The organism is Kitasatospora sp. NPDC001547 (genome assembly GCF_042894165.1).
Classification (GTDB): domain Bacteria; phylum Actinomycetota; class Actinomycetes; order Streptomycetales; family Streptomycetaceae; genus Kitasatospora.
In genome coordinates this window covers 98,512-113,533 of sequence record NZ_JBIAVL010000012.1, presented here as the reverse complement: position 1 = coordinate 113,533, position 15,022 = coordinate 98,512, and the positions used below count along the sequence as shown (strand labels likewise).

19 protein-coding genes are annotated in these 15,022 nt (G+C 73.8%); 7 read left to right on the top strand and 12 right to left on the bottom strand.

Annotated elements, in window-relative coordinates; translation table 11 throughout:
* Nucleotides 1-10: 10 nt before the first annotated feature.
* Complete coding sequence (locus tag ACFY0X_RS22350) at nt 11-1,015, bottom strand: response regulator transcription factor (RefSeq protein ID WP_387756916.1); 1,005 nt, start codon at nt 1,013-1,015, stop codon at nt 11-13.
* Nucleotides 1,016-1,204: 189 nt separating this feature from the next.
* Here ACFY0X_RS22350 and ACFY0X_RS22345 point away from each other — a divergent pair, with 189 nt between their 5' ends.
* Nucleotides 1,205-2,119 (top strand): branched-chain amino acid transaminase, encoded by a 915-nt coding sequence (locus ACFY0X_RS22345; protein ID WP_387756915.1) that lies wholly within the window; start codon nt 1,205-1,207, stop codon nt 2,117-2,119.
* Between the two features lie 51 nt (nt 2,120-2,170).
* Here ACFY0X_RS22345 and ACFY0X_RS22340 read toward each other — a convergent pair whose 3' ends face one another.
* Together ACFY0X_RS22340 and ACFY0X_RS22335 are read right to left on the bottom strand one after the other, a co-directional pair.
* Nucleotides 2,171-2,917 (bottom strand): MBL fold metallo-hydrolase, encoded by a 747-nt coding sequence (locus tag ACFY0X_RS22340; protein ID WP_387756914.1) that lies wholly within the window; start codon nt 2,915-2,917, stop codon nt 2,171-2,173.
* Nucleotides 2,918-3,161: 244 nt separating this feature from the next.
* Entirely contained in the window at nt 3,162-3,353 is a 192-nt protein-coding gene (locus ACFY0X_RS22335; RefSeq protein WP_387756913.1) for a MarR family transcriptional regulator, read from the bottom strand.
* Nucleotides 3,354-3,450: 97 nt separating this feature from the next.
* Between ACFY0X_RS22335 and ACFY0X_RS22330 the strand changes: the two genes are divergently transcribed.
* Nucleotides 3,451-3,579, top strand: a complete 129-nt coding sequence (locus tag ACFY0X_RS22330; protein WP_387756912.1) for a hypothetical protein — start codon at nt 3,451-3,453, stop codon at nt 3,577-3,579.
* On the top strand, nt 3,576-4,037 hold the full coding sequence (locus ACFY0X_RS22325) for a type II toxin-antitoxin system PemK/MazF family toxin (RefSeq protein ID WP_387756911.1): 462 nt from the start codon (nt 3,576-3,578) through the stop codon (nt 4,035-4,037). The genes ACFY0X_RS22330 and ACFY0X_RS22325 overlap by 4 nt, the downstream gene beginning before the upstream one ends.
* 41 nt (nt 4,038-4,078) lie before the next feature.
* Here ACFY0X_RS22325 and ACFY0X_RS22320 read toward each other — a convergent pair whose 3' ends face one another.
* The 7 genes from ACFY0X_RS22320 to clpS form a co-directional block, all read right to left on the bottom strand.
* Entirely contained in the window at nt 4,079-5,047 is a 969-nt protein-coding gene (locus ACFY0X_RS22320) for a PLP-dependent cysteine synthase family protein (protein ID WP_387756910.1), read from the bottom strand.
* A 78-nt stretch (nt 5,048-5,125) separates the two neighbouring features.
* Nucleotides 5,126-5,404 carry a MoaD/ThiS family protein gene (locus ACFY0X_RS22315; protein ID WP_030242903.1) on the bottom strand — a complete coding sequence of 93 codons (279 nt, stop codon included), beginning with the start codon at nt 5,402-5,404 and terminating at the stop codon, nt 5,126-5,128.
* 118 nt (nt 5,405-5,522) lie between these two features.
* Complete coding sequence (locus ACFY0X_RS22310; RefSeq protein WP_317621128.1) at nt 5,523-5,642, bottom strand: putative leader peptide; 120 nt, start codon at nt 5,640-5,642, stop codon at nt 5,523-5,525.
* Between the two features lie 139 nt (nt 5,643-5,781).
* The gene (locus tag ACFY0X_RS22305) at nt 5,782-6,213 is read right to left on the bottom strand and encodes a Mov34/MPN/PAD-1 family protein (RefSeq protein WP_387756909.1); all 432 of its coding nucleotides are present in this window, start codon (nt 6,211-6,213) and stop codon (nt 5,782-5,784) included.
* Nucleotides 6,214-6,268: 55 nt separating this feature from the next.
* Nucleotides 6,269-7,699: an amino acid permease gene (locus ACFY0X_RS22300; protein WP_387756908.1), complete on the bottom strand. Its 1,431-nt coding sequence runs from the start codon at nt 7,697-7,699 to the stop codon at nt 6,269-6,271.
* A 224-nt stretch (nt 7,700-7,923) separates the two neighbouring features.
* Entirely contained in the window at nt 7,924-8,496 is a 573-nt protein-coding gene (locus ACFY0X_RS22295) for a DUF2017 domain-containing protein (RefSeq protein ID WP_387756907.1), read from the bottom strand.
* A 130-nt stretch (nt 8,497-8,626) separates the two neighbouring features.
* The gene (gene clpS / locus ACFY0X_RS22290; RefSeq protein WP_049654313.1) at nt 8,627-8,920 is read right to left on the bottom strand and encodes an ATP-dependent Clp protease adapter ClpS; all 294 of its coding nucleotides are present in this window, start codon (nt 8,918-8,920) and stop codon (nt 8,627-8,629) included.
* A 139-nt stretch (nt 8,921-9,059) separates the two neighbouring features.
* On the opposite strand from clpS, the gene ACFY0X_RS22285 reads away from it, so the two are divergent.
* The gene (locus ACFY0X_RS22285; protein WP_387756906.1) at nt 9,060-10,394 is read left to right on the top strand and encodes a nicotinate phosphoribosyltransferase; all 1,335 of its coding nucleotides are present in this window, start codon (nt 9,060-9,062) and stop codon (nt 10,392-10,394) included.
* Between the two features lie 265 nt (nt 10,395-10,659).
* Nucleotides 10,660-11,250, top strand: coding sequence for an isochorismatase family protein (locus ACFY0X_RS22280; RefSeq protein ID WP_387756905.1), 591 nt, complete (start codon nt 10,660-10,662; stop codon nt 11,248-11,250).
* Nucleotides 11,251-11,294: 44 nt separating this feature from the next.
* On the opposite strand, the gene ACFY0X_RS22275 is transcribed toward ACFY0X_RS22280, so the two are convergent.
* The gene (locus tag ACFY0X_RS22275) at nt 11,295-12,299 is read right to left on the bottom strand and encodes a hypothetical protein (RefSeq protein WP_387756904.1); all 1,005 of its coding nucleotides are present in this window, start codon (nt 12,297-12,299) and stop codon (nt 11,295-11,297) included.
* Between the two features lie 256 nt (nt 12,300-12,555).
* On the opposite strand from ACFY0X_RS22275, the gene ACFY0X_RS22270 reads away from it, so the two are divergent.
* On the top strand, nt 12,556-13,236 hold the full coding sequence (locus tag ACFY0X_RS22270; protein ID WP_387756903.1) for a hypothetical protein: 681 nt from the start codon (nt 12,556-12,558) through the stop codon (nt 13,234-13,236).
* A 608-nt stretch (nt 13,237-13,844) separates the two neighbouring features.
* Nucleotides 13,845-14,285: a hypothetical protein gene (locus ACFY0X_RS22265; protein ID WP_387756902.1), complete on the top strand. Its 441-nt coding sequence runs from the start codon at nt 13,845-13,847 to the stop codon at nt 14,283-14,285.
* A gap of 60 nt (nt 14,286-14,345) precedes the next feature.
* Here the strand turns inward: ACFY0X_RS22265 and ACFY0X_RS22260 are convergent, their stop codons facing one another.
* The gene (locus tag ACFY0X_RS22260; protein ID WP_387756901.1) at nt 14,346-14,924 is read right to left on the bottom strand and encodes a DinB family protein; all 579 of its coding nucleotides are present in this window, start codon (nt 14,922-14,924) and stop codon (nt 14,346-14,348) included.
* Nucleotides 14,925-15,022 lie beyond the last annotated feature (98 nt).

Genomic DNA, 15,022 nt, shown 5'->3' with positions numbered 1-15,022 from the left:
CGGGCGGGCCTCAGATCCAGCCGCGCCGAGCGGCCTGCACGCCGGCCTGGAAGCGGCTCTCCGCGCCCAGGCCGGCGGTCAGTTCGGCGACCAGCCGGCGCACCGTACGCTCCGACACCTCCAGCTTGCGGGCGATCGCCGCGTCCGTCAGACCGGCCGCCAGCAGGCGCAGCACGGCGAGTTGACGATCCGTCATCTCCGTTTCGTTCGGCCCCAGTTCGGGCGGCGTCCAGGCGGCGGACCAGAAGTACTCGAACAGCTCCGCGACCAGCGCCACCAGGGCCGGTTCGCGGACCACCACCGCCGCCCCGGCACCCTGGGGGCAGCCGTCCGGCCCGGCGCCGGGCGCGGGCAGGATCGCCAGCCGGGCGTCCACCACGATCAGCCAGAGCGGCAGCGAGTGCGCCGCCCTGATCCGGGCACCGGCCCCGGTCAGCTCCCGGACGTGCGCCAGCACGGCGGGGCGGCGCAGCGCGGCGGCCGGGTAGATGGTGCGCAGGGAGGCGCCGTGGGCGAGGGCGAGGCGTTCGCGGGCGAGTTTGCCGGCCAGGGCTGGGCCGGAGAGGTCCTGGCCGGGGCGCAGCGAGAGGGCTTCGGTGCGGGCGCCGCGGGCGGCGTCCTCCAGCAGGGCGGCGATCCGGTCGGCGCCGCGGACGAGTTCGAGGCCGGTGTCGGCGCGGTGGCGCTGCTGGAGGGGCAGGTAGCCGGTGTGCAGCCGGTCGACGGAGTCGCGGGCCCGGCGCAGTGCGCCGACCAGGTCGGTGACCCGGGCGTCGGCGTCGAGCAGGAGCTGGCGTACGGCGGTGTCCACGGAGACCGCCGTGTCCGCCGGGGCGTCGTCCGCGCCCCCGGGGCCGGCGGCCGGCTGGAGCAGGCCGAGCGCGCGCAGTTCGGCGGTGGCGGCGGCCAGCCGGGGGGCGGCCCAGTCGGGGCGGAGGGACTCGGGCGCCCGGCCGGGTTCGGCGAGCAGCCGGGCGTAGAGCTGGGTGGCGTCGGTGCCGGTGGGGCTCTCCATCGGCGCAGCCTAGTGAGGACGGGGCGGGGGCGGTCGGGGGTTTCCGCTCCGCGAGACGGCGGCGGGCCGGGCCCTGGCGGGGGGGGTGAAGTCCGTGTCTCGGTACGGCGTTTCCGCTCCCGGTCATGACCGGTTCCGGTCGGCTCCGACGGGCTGACCCGCGGGCCGGCTGCGCGCAGGATGTCCGGCATGGCTATCCCCGAAGCTTCGACGATCTGGTGGAACGGCGCCCTGGTGCCCTGGCAGGAGGCCCGGGTGCACGTCCTCGCCCACGGCCTGCACTACGGCACGGGGGTGCTGGAGGGCACCCGGGTGTTCGCCACGGCGGACGGCCCGGCGGTGTTCCGGCTGCCCGAGCACCTGCGCCGGCTGCACCGCAGCGCCCGGATGATCCGGATGGACCTCCCGTACGGCGTCGCCGACCTGACCAGGGCGACGGTGGAGCTGGTGCGCGCCAACGGCCACCAGGACTGCTACCTGCGGCACTTCGCCTTCCTCGGCTACGGCACGATGGGCATCGACATGCGCCACTCGCCGGTCGACGTGTCGATCGCGAGCTGGGAGTGGCGGGGCCAACTCCCGCAGGGGGAGGGCGGGATCACGCTGAAGACGAGCAGCTGGCGGCGGAACGACCCGAACGCGGTGCCGCCCGCCGCGAAGGCCACCGGCCCGTACCTGAACTCGGTGCTCGCCCGCCGGGAGGCCAACGACGCGGGCTACGACGAGGCGTTGCTGCTCGGGCCGGACGGCGCGGTGAGCGAGTGCACCGGGGAGAACGTGTTCGCCGTCCGGGACGGGGTGCTGCGCACTCCCCCGTCGAGCGCGGGCGCCCTGGAGGGCATCACCCAGGACACCCTGCTCACCCTGGCCCGCGACCTGGGTGTCGAGGTGCGGGTGGAGGGCCTGCTGCGCTCGGACCTCTACGCGGCGGACGAGCTGTTCGTCTGCGGCACGGCGGCCGGTGTCATCCCGGTCCGCGCGCTGGACGACCGTGCCCTGCCCGAATCGCCCGGCCCGGTGACCGGGCGGCTGCGGGAGGCCTACCGGGCGGCCGTGTCCGGCGCCGATCCGCGCTACCGGCACTGGCTGACGCCGGTGGGGTGACCGGTGCGCGATCCGCCCGGTCGCACCGGCGCCCGGGCCCCGCGGGGGTGCTCAGATCTCGTACACCGCGCCGGCCCGGGCGATCTCGACCGGCCCGGGGTAGGCGGCCGCGGCGTCCCGGCGGTTGTGCTCGGCGTCGGTCCACGGCGGGATGTGGGTGAGGACGAGGCGGCGGGCGCCGGCCGCAGCGGCGTGCTCGCCCGCCTCGCGGCCGTTGAGGTGGACGGCCCGGTAGGTGTCGCGGCCGTCGATGTAGGCGGCCTCGCAGAGGAAGAGGTCGGTGTCGCGGGCGAGTTCGACGAGTTCGGCGCTCTCGCCGGTGTCCCCGCTGTAGACCAGCGAGCGGCCGTCGTGCTCCAGCCGGAAGGCGAAGGCGTCGACGGGGTGGTTGACCTGGGCGACGCCGATCCGGAACGGGCCGAGCTCGAAGCTGCCGGGGGTGAGGGCGCGGAACTCGAACACCTCCTTCATCCCGGGGTTCTCCGGCATGTCGTAGGCGCGGGCGAGCCGCTCGGCGGTGCCGGCCGGGCCGTACACGGGCAGCAGTTCGGGGCAGCCCTCGGCGCGGTAGTTGCGGGCCACCCAGTAGGCGCACAGGTCGACGCAGTGGTCGGCGTGCAGGTGGCTGAGCAGGACGGCGTCGACGTCGTAGAGGCCGGTGTAGTTCTGGAGGGCGCCGAGGGCCCCGTTGCCGAGGTCGAGGACGACGCGGTAGCCGTCGGCCTCGACCAGGTAGCTGGAGCAGGGCGAGTCGGCGGACGGGAAGCTCCCCGAGCACCCCACCACGGTCAGTTTCATCCGAGCCCCTCCGCCCCGAAACATCCTGGCTGCTGCTGGAAAACGGCATCGCCGTCCTCCACCGGCACCGGTGGAAAACAGCATGGAAAACGGCAGGCCGGGCCCGGTGGACCGGCCGGTGGCACTGCGTTGGTGTGTCGAGGGTAAGGGCGGAGCGGCACTTTGCCCCCGTCCCCGTGCCGGGCTGTGGGCGGAATCACCAGAACGCCCGGGGCGGGGGCGCGGGCGGTTGACGGGCCGGGGATCAGCGGCGCCGGGGGCGGTTGCGGGCCCAGGTGCGGATGGTGAACGGGTACCAGCGCGGGTGTCCGCTGCCGTCGACGACGTCCGGGTCGGGCAGCAGCCGGTGCCTGCGGTAGCTGCGGACGGTCTCGCGCCGGACGTTGAGGTGGCGGGCGATCTCGGCGTAGGACCACAGCTCGGGGCCAGGGGTCACGGGGGCACCTCCGGGGGGACGGGGGCGGACGTTCGTGACGCAGCCTCGCCGGGAACGGCCGGGCCTCCGGGCGCGGAACGGGCGGTGTGGCAGTTCCGTGACGAACCGGGAGCAACGCGCGGACAAAGGACCGGCCGGCGCGGTCTGCGCGCTGGTGGCGTTCGCCTCCGGTCCGGTCGGCCCGCTGGTGGCCTTCGCCCCCGGCCCGGTACGGTTCGCCGCATGAACGGCATGACCGCCACCTGGCTCGTCCTGGCGCTGCTGGGCGTCGCGCTGCTGGCCGCCGCCGCGGCGGCGCTGGTCCGGCGCACCCGTCCGGCCCCGCGCCCGGCCCCGCGCCCGGCCGGGCCGACCGGTCCGCGGACCGGGGGCGCCCCGCAGCCGCGGGAGATCTGGTGGGCGGAGGTGCCGTTCGAGGACGGGCCCGGCTCCAAGGACCGCCCGTGCCTGGTGCTGCGGGTGCACGGCCGGACGGCCACCGTCGCGAAGATCACCAGCAGGCACCGCGCCGAGCGTCCTGGCGTGCTGCCGCTGCCGCCCGGGTCGGTGGGCGACCGGCAGGGCCGGACCAGCTGGCTGGAGACGGACGAGCTGCGCGAGGTGCCGCTGTCGGCGTTCCGCCGCCGGTCCGGCACGGTGGACGGGCAGGTCTGGGCCCGGGCCCGGCGGGCGATGCAGCGCTGACGGGCGTCAGCGCGGAGCCGTCCCCGCGGCGCTGACGGGCGTCACGCCCAGAGCTGGCCCTGCAGCGCCTCGACCGCGGCCTCGGTGGACTCGGCGGTGTAGATGCCGGTGGACAGGTACTTCCAGCCGCCGTCGGCGACTACGAAGACGATGTCCGCGCGCTCCCCCGCGGCCGCCGCCTTGCGGCCGACGCCGATCGCCGCGTGCAGGATGGCGCCGGTCGAGACGCCCGCGAAGATGCCCTCGTGCCGGAGGAGTTCGCGGGTGCGTCGGACGGCGTCCGCGGAGCCGACCGAGAAGCGGGTGGTGAGCACCTCGGCGTCGTACAGCTCGGGGACGAAGCCCTCGTCCAGGTTGCGCAGCCCGTACACCAGGTCGTCGTAGCGCGGTTCGGCGGCGACGATCTTCACGCCGGGGACCTTCTCGCGCAGGTAGCGGCCGACGCCCATCAGGGTGCCGGTGGTGCCGAGGCCGGCCACGAAGTGGGTGACGGTCGGCAGGTCGGCGAGGATCTCGGGGCCGGTGCCGGTGTAGTGGGCGCCCGCGTTGTCGGGGTTGCCGTACTGGTAGAGCATCACCCAGTCGGGGTGCTCGGCGGCGATCTCCTTGGCCATCCGGACGGCGGTGTTGGAGCCGCCGGCGGCCGGGGAGGGGATGATCTCGGCGCCCCACATGCGGAGCAGCTCGCGCCGCTCCTCGCTGGTGTTCTCGGGCATCACGCAGACCATCCGGTAGCCCTTGAGCTTGGCGGCCATGGCCAGCGAGATGCCGGTGTTGCCGCTGGTGGGCTCCAGGATGGTGCAGCCGGGGGTGAGCCGGCCGGCGGCCTCGGCGCGCTCGATCATGTGCAGGGCCGGGCGGTCCTTGATCGAGCCGGTGGGGTTGCGGTCCTCCAGCTTGGCCCAGAGGCTCACCAGGCCCTCGGCGTTGCCGGGGACGGCGGCGGACAGCCGCGGCAGGCGGACCAGCGGGGTGTTGCCGACGGCTTCGAGCGGGCTGTCGTAACGCAAGGGGGCCTCCGGCCGGGGCGGTGGGGGTGGAGGGGGCGGCTCCCCCCCGCCGCTGCGGTGGCGGGGGGAGCCGGGAGGTCAGCGGGCGCCGCCGGCCACGGCGGGCAGGATGGTCACGCTGTCGCCGTCGGCCAGGGCGGTGGAGATGCCCTCCAGGAAGCGGACGTCCTCGTCGTTCAGGTAGACGTTGACGAAGCGGCGCAGCTCGCCGCCCTCGACCAGGCGGGCGGCGATGCCCGGGTGCCGGGCGTCGAGGTCGGTGAAGAGCTCCCCGAGGTTGCTGCCGTTGCCCTCGACGGCCTTGGCGCCGTCGGTGTAGGTGCGGAGGATGGTCGGGATGCGGACCTCGATGGCCATGAGTGCGCTCCTGTGCGAGTCGTGAAGTGGGTGGGCCGCAGCGGACGCGGCAGGGCGGGCGCCCCGGGGATCGGCGTCGCCGGGGGCGGCGGGCCCGGGTGAGGTGGTGACGCGGCTCTCAGCGCGAGCGCGCGGGCGTGCCGGGACAGATCGCGCCGGCGTGCCGGCACAGGTCGATGTGCAGGCGCGCCACGAGGCGGGTGCCCGGGGCCTGGTTGCTCACATCGACGGAACGCATGGACTCATCGTATAGATTCCCGGCCCCGCTTAGACATGCCCGTCTCGGGATCCGGATGTTCGTGTTTCCCGGGTTGAGACGACGGCGGCCCGCCGGCCCCTCGCAGGGGGCCGGCGGGCCGCTTCGGCGGGTGTGCCGGTCAGGCCGGGTAGGCCTCGACGACCTGCACGTCTTCCTCCGTGATCTCGCCGTCCACGATGCGGAACGAGCGGAACTGGTACGGGTCCTCCTCGCCGTTGCCGTCGGCGGTGGAGACCAGGACGTAGTGGGCGAACGGCTCGGAGGCGTAGCTCACGTCGGTGCGCGAGGGGTAGGCCTCGGTGGCGGTGTGCGAGTGGTAGACGATCATCGGCTCCTCGTCCCGGTCGTCCATCTCGCGGTAGAGCTTGAGCAGGTCGCCCGAGTCGAACTCGTAGAAGGTGGGCGAGCGGGCGGCGTTGAGCATCGGGATGAACCGCTCGGGCCGTCCGCTGCCGGCCGGTCCGGCGACCACGCCGCAGGCCTCGTCCGGGTGGTCGGCGCGGGCGTGGGCCACGATCCGGTCGCGGAGTTCTCGGGTGATGGTCAGCATGCGGGCCAGGATAGCCACGCCCCGGCGCGGGTCCGCCGGGGCGTCCGAGGCGCGGTCAGCGGGTGTCCACGTTCCCGTCGCCGGCGGGCACCGGGGCCACGGCGGCGCCGTGGACGGCCTGCGGGGCGCGGCGCTTGAGCACCTGGTAGCCGACCACCAGCAGCAGGGCCCAGCCCGGGAAGACGAACAGCGAGATCCGGTTGTCCCGGTCCAGGCCGATCAGCACCACGACCAGGGCGAGGAAGGCGAGCGCGGCCCAGCTGACCCAGGAGCCGCCGGGCGCCTTGAAGGTGGGCGCCGGCAGGCGGCCGGCCCGCCAGGCCCGGCGGTAGCGGATCTGGGAGATCAGGATCATCGCCCAGGTCCACAGGCCGCAGACCGTCGCGACCGAGGTGATGTACTCGAACGCCCGCGCCGGGACGAGGTAGTTGAGCACCACGCCGACGCCCATCAGCAGGCTGGAGACGGTGATCGCGAAGGCCGGGGTGCGGCGGGCGTTGAGCCGGGTGAGCCGGCCCGGGGCCTGGCCGCTCAGCGCGAGGTCGCGCAGCATGCGGCCGGTGGAGTACATCCCGGAGTTGCAGGAGGAGAGCGCCGCGGTGAGCACCACGAAGTTGATGATGCCGGCTGCCGCCGGGATGCCGATCTTGCCGAAGGCGGCGACGAACGGGCTGACGCCGGGCTGGAACTCGGTCCACGGCACGAGCGAGAGGATGACCACCAGGGCGCCGATGTAGAACAGCGCGATCCGCCAGGGCAGGGTGTTGATGGCGCGCGGCAGGGTCTTCTCGGGGTTCTCGCTCTCGCCCGCGGTGACGCCGACGAGTTCGACGCCCAGGTAGGCGAACATGACGATCTGAAGGGTCATCACGGTGGAGCCGATGCCCTGCGGGAAGAATCCGCCGTCCTGCCAGAGGTGGCCGAGCGACGCGGTGTCACCGGCCTTGCTGAAGCCGAGGGTCAGCACTCCGACGCCGATCAGGATCATGCCGATGATGGCGGTGACCTTGACCATGGAGAACCAGAACTCGATCTCGCCGAACAGCTTCACCGAGATCAGGTTGGCCGCGTAGAGCAGGAGCAGGAAGGTCAGCGCGCTGATCCACTGCGGTATGTCGGGCGCCCAGAACCGCACGTAGACGGCGGCGGCGGTGGTCTCCGCCATGCCGGTGACGACCCAGAACAGCCAGTACGTCCAGCCGGTCACGTAACCGGCGAAGGGGCCGAGGAACTCCCGGGCGTACTCGGCGAAGCTGCCGGAGACCGCGCGGTAGGTGAGCAGCTCGCCGAGCGCCCGCATGATCACGAAGATCACCAGGCCGGCGACGGCGTAGGAGAGGATCAGGCTGGGGCCGGAGCGGGAGATCGCCGTGCCCGCGCCGAGGAACAGGCCGGTGCCGATCGCGCCGCCGATCGCGATCATCTGGATCTGGCGGCTGCCGAGCCCGCGCTCGTAGCCCTCCGCGTTCTCTGGGCTGTCGACCATTTCGTCGTACAACTTCTCGGCCAATGCGCACCGTCCTGGTCGGTCTCGGGGGTGGAGAAGTCGTACCACGCGAAGTTCGGATAGCGGTGTCCATCTGAGCGTTATTTGAGCATAACCTGGTATGGTTTGTCCGATTTTCATAAGAAATGCCCCGGCCAATCGTCCACATTCTGGACGAAACGGCCGGGGCTTGCCCGGAATCGGGCAGGATCACTCCCCCGAGGTCAGTCCGCCATCGCCTCCAGCAGCGACTCCTGCAGGGCGCCCAGCCACAGGTACGCCATCACCAGCGGCTTGCGCTCGTCGCCGTCCGGCAGGTCGTAGAGGCCGTCCTCGTCGTCCTCGGTGACCTCCAGCCGGACACCGACCGCCAGCCGCAGGTCGTTCAGCGCGCCCAGCCAGCGCCGGCAGTCGGGCGCCGCCAGCTTGAGCACCCCGCCGTCGCCGAGGCCGTCCAGCGCCCGGACGACGAACAGCGCGTCGTCCCGCTTGCGGGCCCTCAGGTCCAGCTCGGTGAAGCGGCGGAACTCGCCCGACGCGACCCTGGCCTCCTCGTCCTCCGGCTTCTCCGGGTCGCCGTAGGCGTCCGGGAAGAACCGGGCCAGCACCGGGTCGGCGGGTGCCTCGGTCGGGCCCTCGGCGAACAGCGCGGCCAGCGGGTCGTCGCCCTCCGCGCCGGGGCCGGGGCCGATCAGCTCCAGCAACTGCACTTCCAGCGAGCGCAGGATGGAGGCCTCCCACTCGTCCAGCGCGATCGCCGCGCCACCACCGCCGGTGCTCTCGAACAACCCAGCCATCTGTATCGGTCAGCCCGTCTTCGTCGTCGTCGGTCGTACGGCCGGAGGTCCGGCACCGGTCGCGCCGGAGCCGGCCGCCACCGCACCGGTCGGGTCGGCTCCCGTCCCGCCGGCGCCGGTCGGCCCGGCGTCAGTCGTGCTGCAGCGTCGCCCAGAGGCCGTAGCCGTGCATCGCCTGGACGTCGCGTTCCATCTCCTCGCGGGAACCGCTGGAGACCACCGCCCGGCCCTTGGTGTGGACATCCATCATCAGCTTCCGGGCCTTGTCCTTCGGGTAGCCGAAGTAGGCCTGGAAGACGTACTGGACGTAGCTCATCAGGTTGACCGGGTCGTTGTGCACGATGGTCACCCAGGGCGTGTCCGGCTCGGTCACCGGCACCCCCTCGACCTCCGGGCGCTCGATCTCCACGGGCGCGACGCTCACCCCGGTCCTCCTCGCTGCACAGTCGTCCGTAACCCCTCATGCCCCATGCTGCCATCCGGGGGACACCCGGGCGATTCCGACCCGGCGCGCTCGAGGAGAAATCGTCAATCTGACGCTAAGTGGTAGTAGCATCATCCGTATGGACGCCACTTCCGTGCGAGCGGCCGGCTCGACCGCGCTGCTCACCGACCGCTACGAGCTCACCATGCTGCAGGCCGCCCTGCGCAGCGGGGCCGCGCACCGCCGCTCCGTCTTCGAGGTGTTCACCCGCCGCCTGCCGAGCGGCCGCCGCTACGGCGTCATGGCCGGCACCGGCCGGGTGCTGGACGCCGTCGAGGACTTCCGCTTCGGCACCGCCCAGCTGGACTGGCTGGCCGACCAGGACGTCGTCGACGAGGACACCCTGCGGTTCCTCGCCGACTACCGCTTCCGCGGCGACATCCACGGCTACCCCGAGGGCGAGGTCTATTTCCCCGGCTCGCCGCTGCTCACCGTCGAGGGCAGCTTCGCCGAGGCGGTGATCCTGGAGACGGTGATCCTCTCGATCCTCAACCACGACTCGGCCATCGCGGCCGCCGCCTCCCGGATGACCGCCGCCGCCGGTGGCCGCCCGGTGATCGAGATGGGCGCCCGACGGGCCCACGAGCAGGCCGCCGTCGCCGCCGCCCGGGCGGCCTACGTGGCCGGCTTCGCCGCCACCTCCGACCTGGAGGCCGGCTTCACCCACGGCATCCCGACCACCGGCACCGCCGCCCACGCCTTCACCCTGGTGCACGACAGCGAGCGGGACGCCTTCAAGGCGCAGATCGCCTCCATGGGGAAGGGCACCACGCTGCTGGTCGACACCTTCGACCTGCGCGAGGCCGTGCGCACCGCGGTCGAGGTGGCCGGCCCCGAACTGGGCGCGGTCCGGATCGACTCCGGCGACCTCACCCTGCTGGCCCACCGGGTCCGCCGCCAACTGGACGAGCTCGGCGCCGACCGGACCAGGATCATCGTCACCTCGGACCTGGACGAGTACGCGATCGCCGCCCTGGCCGCCGCCCCGGTGGACGGCTACGGCGTCGGGACCAGCCTGGTCACCGGCAGCGGGCACCCGACCTGCGCGATGGTCTACAAGCTCGTCGCCCGGGCCGAGACCGACGGCGGGCCGATGGTGCCGGTGGCCAAGCGCGCGGCCGGCGGCAAGACCAGCATCGGCGGCCGCAAGTGGGCGGCCCGCCGGCCCGACGCCGACGGCGTGGCCGAGGCCGAGGTGGTCGGCACCGGGCCCGTCCCGGACGAGCTGCGGCCGCACCTGGTGCAGGTGCCGCTGGTGCGGGGCGGCGAGACCGTCGGCCGGGAGCCGCTGAGCGCCGCCCGCGACCGGCACGTGCGCGCCCGCGCCGCGCTGCCGCTGTCGGCCACCCAGCTGTCCAAGGGCGACCCGGTGCTGCCGACCGAACTGGTCCTGCCCGCCGGGCCGGCCCTCTGACCGGAGCCTGGGGCCGGTCCGCCGGACCGGCCCCAGGGGCCCGTCTTCGCGCTCCCGTCGTTCGCCCCGCGGACGCGGGTCCGAAGACGGCCGCGGGGCTTCCGCCCCCGCGCACCACTGCCTAGAGTCAGCCGTAGAGTTCCCGAGTTCCCCCGGAGCTCCCCGAGAACCCCCCGCGCCCGGCACGGCCGGGCCGCGTACTCCCGAGGGCTCCCCCACCGGGGCGCCGCCTCCCGCGGGCCCCCGAGATCCGAGGATGCGAGCCATGCACCGGGCACTGATCGTCGTCGACGTGCAGAACGACTTCTGCGAGGGCGGCAGCCTGGCCGTCGCCGGCGGCGCCGAGGTGGCCGCCGCCATCACCGACCTGATCGCCGAGGCCACCCCCGGCTACCAGCACATCCTCGCCACCCGCGACCACCACATCGACCCGGGCGACCACTTCTCCGCCGAGCCGGACTACGTCGACAGCTGGCCGCCGCACTGCGTGGCCGGCACCGAGGGCGTGGGCTTCCACCCCAACTTCGCACCGGCCGTCATCTCCGGCGCGGTCGAGGCGGTCTTCGACAAGGGCGCCTACTCGGCGGCGTACAGCGGCTTCGAGGGGCTGGACGAGAACAACCGCGGTCCGGTGGAGTGGCTGAGCGAGCGGCAGGTCGACGAGGTCGACGTGGTCGGCATCGCCACCGACCACTGCGTCCGGGCGACCGCGCTGGACGCGGCCCGGGCCGGCTTCACCACCCGCGTGCTGCTGGACCTCACCGCCGGGGTCGCCCCGGAGACCACCGCCGCCGCGCTGGAGGAGCTGCGGGCGGCCGGGGTCGAGCTGGTCGGCACCCCGGTGGTCCGTTCGTAGCGGATGCCGGATGACGTGGGTTCGGGTGGCCGCACGTCGGCCGCTCAGACCACCAGCAGTTGCACCACGTCCGTCCCGCCGACCCGGTACGCCTCGCGCAGTTCGCCGCCGACCGCGTCCGGGTCGGCCGCCAACCGGGCCCCGGAGACGTACACCACGCGGATGCCCAGGTACTCCATCCGGTGCTGGCCGCCGCGCACCCAGGCGGCCTCCCCCTCGCTCACGCAGCGCAGCTCCGAGTCCACCTCCACCGCGACGCCCCGCTCCGGCCAGTAGAGGTCCGGCACGGCGATGTACGTGCCGCCGCGCATCCGCAGCTCGGGGGCGTTCAGCGGGGTCGGCAGCAGCCACTCGGCCGCCAGGCGGCCGAGCCGCTCCAGCGCCAAGTCCCGCTCGGTGGCCAGGAGTTCGTCCAGCGCCGCGCGTACCCGGGGCTCGTCGGTCAGCCCGGCGTCGGCCAGCTCGACCACCAACTCCCGTGCCGTGCAGCCGTTCGCGGGCCGGGCGACGGCCTCCCGCAGCACCTCGCGCACCGGCGCCGAGTCACCCGGCTCCGCGGTCCACTCCACCAGCGCGTCGGCCACCGCCCGGGCCACCGGCGCGCAGGCCAGGCCGTGCACCGAGCGGGCCTCCAACTCCCGTTCGGTGCGCCGGATCCGCACCTCGCCGACGTCCTTCAGCCGGCGCTGCCGGGGCACCAGGACGTCCACCCCGGTCACCGCGGGCAGCCGGGGCGCGACGGCGAAGCCGTACAGCGCCAGCGCCGCCGCGCCGGTGATCACCGCGCCCTCCCGGCGGCCCTCCTCGCGGCCGTTCTGCGCGGCGTACAGCAGCGCGGCCCACATCCGCTGCTCCGGGGTGGGACCGGCGGCCTGCAACAGGTAGACCCGGGGCAGCATCCGCTGCCAGGGGCCGCCCCGGCGGCAGTGCTCGGTGATGATCCGGGCCGGCACGCCCCGGGCGCGCAACTGGCTCGCGGTGACGACGTTCTGCTGACGCTTCGCCAGCTCCTCCAGGGACGGCGGCGGCGTCGGAATCCGGTAGCTCATGCCGACACCATCCCCAACCGTTCGGACCCGCGACCGGCCGCCTGACGCACTGTTACCCAACCGTCGCGAAACCGGGATCAGCTCGCACTAAAGTCCTCATACCCTCACTCATTTGGAGTAATTGACGCTCATCAGGTTGTCATATGTGATCGAAAACGATCGCCGACCTGGTCGTCTGACCCAGCGTGACCAAGGGCATACGGCGAGGGACCCCCGAGGCGTCAATCCCGCCCCGGGGATTGCCTAGGCTTACGTCATGTCACGTGACGAGACCGCCGGCCTCCGCGCGGCCCAGCTCCGCCTCGGCCGTCTGCCCGGATACGTCCGCCGCCCGGACCCCGCCCGTCGCAGCGGCGAGAAGGGCCATACGTACAAGAAGGGCTGGGAGGTCCGCTTCACCGCCCGCAGTGAGGCCGAGATAGCAGAGATCCGCGACCTCGTGGTCGCCGCCGGGTTCGCCCCGGCCAGGCCCTTCTTCAAGGGCCACCAGCTCATCCAACCCGTCTACGGCATGGCCGCCGTACAGGCCTACCTGGCCGCTAGACAGGCCGCCGAGGACCACGCCGCCCGGGCCGCGCTCGGCCGCCGGCGACGCGACCCGGAACAGCCCGCCGGGGGGCACCCCGCCGGAGCCCTCGCGGGCGGGGCGCTCACCGGGGGCGGTCACGCCTCCGGCGCCCTTGCCGGTGGCGGGCCCTCCGGTGGCGGGCCCTCCGGTGGCGGGCAGGCCGCGGGCGCGGCGCACCGGTGCGACCACGAGGAGGCCGCCGCCGGAGCAGCCACGGCGGCTGCGGCCGCGGCTGCCGCTGCCGCTGCCGCTGCCGCCGCAGCCGCGCAGGCGGCCCGGCGACGGGCCGTCGAGGCCTTCCCGACCCAGATCGAGCGGGACACCGCCGCCGACCGGATCTCCCCCCGGGAGGCCCGGACGACCTCCTGAACGGGCGGCGGCCGCTCCGCCCGCCCTCCCGCCCCGGCCGGTCCCGTCCAGACCGCCGGGGCGCGGTCGACGCACCACACCGACGGCACCTGCGGCGCGCTCCCTCGCGCACGCCTTCACGCACGCCCCTCCCGCGCGCCTTCCGGGCCCGCCTCCCCCGCCCGCCGACCGCCACGCGTACGGGCGTCATCGCGGTGACGACCGTGCCTCCGTCCGTGGTGATCTTCGCAATGATCGTGAGTGCGGTTGTGCGGGTGGTTGTGCGACCGCAGGTTCGCGCCCTGAGCGTGGACGCCAGCCGCCTCAGGGCCTACGGTGGCACATCAACTGCCCAGCAGTCACAGCCGTCCTACACCCTCTGACCAGCTTCGACACGCTCGCACCTACGATCCCCACGCCACTGCGCAGTACTGCCCGGCCGACCGTCGCCGGCCTCCAGCCCAGCCGTCCCGCCGCCACACCGCACCCGGTCGCCACCGGAACCGGCCTGGCGGCGGCGGGTTCCGGGCATTCCATCGGATTGGTCACCCAGCGCACCGAGGGCCTACCGTAGAGTGAGCACAGATGATCGACCGTCAGAAGTCCATCTCCCTTTTCGAGAAGCCGAGATGACCAACCGTCATGAGAGTTCCGCCGAACCTCCCCCGGGGCCCGGCGAGCCGGCGGACGTACCACTGGAGTTCACCGCGTTCTGCGAACTCCACCGCCCCCGGTACCTCAGCTACGCGCGCGTGTGGCTGACCGAGCACAGTGCCGCGGCCACCGCCGTCCAGCAGGCATTCGCGGAAATCGCGGCCTGCTGGCGGGAGTTGATGGGCAGCTCCAACCCGACCGCGCACGCCTGGGAGATCCTGCGCGGCACCGTCGCGCACCACACCCGCCAGGCGACCCCCGACCCGGACCGGCACCCGGCCGACGACGACCTGGCGATCCTGCACTACGTCGTCGGCCTCGCCGCCCCCGAGATCGCCGACGTCATCGGCACCGACGCCGCCAGCGTGGCCGGACGGCTGCGCCGCACCATGCTGCGCGAGGCCTCCGGCTGGTGACCCCGCGCCCCCGCCGGGCCCGGCCCGGACGCCTCCGGACCGGACGTCCCCGGACCGGCCTCAGACCCGCTCGCCCGTCACGTCGAACAGATGGTGCACCGGGTCGTGGATCAGGTACCGGGAGAACGACTCGACCGTGAACCGCGCCCCGTCACTGCGGCTCCCGGTCCGCTCCCACTGCTCGCCGGCCACCCGCTCGAAGGCCGCCGCCAGCGTCTCCGCGGCCGCCGCCAACTCTCCGGCCACCACCCGCGGGTCCTGCTCCCCGTAGCGCTCGGCCACGGCCGTCTCGTCCTGGTCCCAGTTGGGGAACAGCGGACCGTCCTGGTCCAGCATCAGGTTCAGCCGGACGTCGAACAGCCGGAAGACGTCCCGGACGTGGCACGCGTACTCCAGGTCCGACCACACCCCCGGGGCCGGCCGCCGGCGCAGTCCGTCCACGTCCCCCGCCAGCACCGTCAGCCAGCCCTGCGCATTGGCCCGGACCATCCCGGCGACGTCCTCCCGGACCACCCGCGGGGTGTCCAACCCGCAGTCGGCGCAGGGGCGTTCCAGCACCCAGGTCCAGTCCTTGGTATCCGGGACGATCCCGTCGTCGGCGGCGTCCACGGCGATCGGCGTGCTCTCAGGAGTACTCATGCGCCCAGCATCCCCGCCACCGGTGTGCCTCCACCAGCGGCAATGACGCCAGCGGTCGCCGAAATGCTGCCACCCCCGGCGCACTCATCCGGCGCGTT